Origin of the sequence: Mesorhizobium sp. M1307, assembly GCF_040318155.1 — a bacterium.
Classification (GTDB): domain Bacteria; phylum Pseudomonadota; class Alphaproteobacteria; order Rhizobiales; family Rhizobiaceae; genus Mesorhizobium.
Window position 1 is genome coordinate 1 of record NZ_JAMYLR010000112.1, and the last position, 831, is coordinate 831.

1 protein-coding gene is annotated in these 831 nt (G+C 63.9%); it reads right to left on the reverse strand.

What is annotated here, in order from left to right:
- Positions 1 to 831: hypothetical protein (locus NKH16_RS34860; RefSeq protein WP_352903977.1), on the reverse strand; the 831-nt coding region annotated here is incomplete at both ends.

Here is an 831-nt window from a genome sequence, read left to right on the forward strand (position 1 = left end):
CGGCTGTCATGTTGCCGTTGGCATCATAGGTGAGCGTCTTGGCGCCGACCGCTGTTGGAGCGTGCGGACGAGCAGCACTCGCCGCGGGATAGAGGTACGTCCCGGCAACCCGCGTGCGCGAGGTCAGATTGTCGTTGGCGGCATAGACGAAGGTCTCGTCGAGCGTGTTGTTGCCGAGATTGTCGCTCGAGGTCAGCCGGTCGGCCTTGTCGTAGCCATAGGTCCAGCTGTCGGAAGCCGTCAGCCCGGTCGTGCCGGTGATGCGGCCGAGGAGATCGCGGGCATATAGATCGTCGAGCAGCACAGTGGCGCCTTTTGCCGTGGTGACACGGGTCAGCCAGCGGCGGGTCGACGAATAAATGAAGCTTGTCGTGACCCCGTTGGCATAGGCGATCGACTTGGTCTGGCCGTCGGCCTCGTAGATCGTCGAGGTGATGAAGCCGGAGGCGGAGAGCAGCTTGTTGCCGGCCGTATATTGCAGCGGGGCAGCCAGCGTGCCGAAGTCGAGCTGCACCGGCAGGTATTGCGTGCGCAGCGTCTGGCCGGAGCCATCGCGCATATTGGTCGTGGTGTGGGTCAGCGTGCCGATGGTGACGTCCTGGCGCGCGACCTTGCCAAAGCCGTCATACTTGTTGCCTTGAGTGGCCGCAGGGTTGGTGGAGGTGGTGAGCTGGCCGATGTTGTAATAGCCCGCCGTCGCCTGGTCGTAGGTGTTTTGGGTCAGCGTCACCGCACTGCCACCGGACGCCGTTGCCGTCTTCAGGGTCAGCCGGTCCATCTGGTCATAGGCGAGAGCGGTGACGGTGCCACGGGCATCCGTCTGGCTGGTCA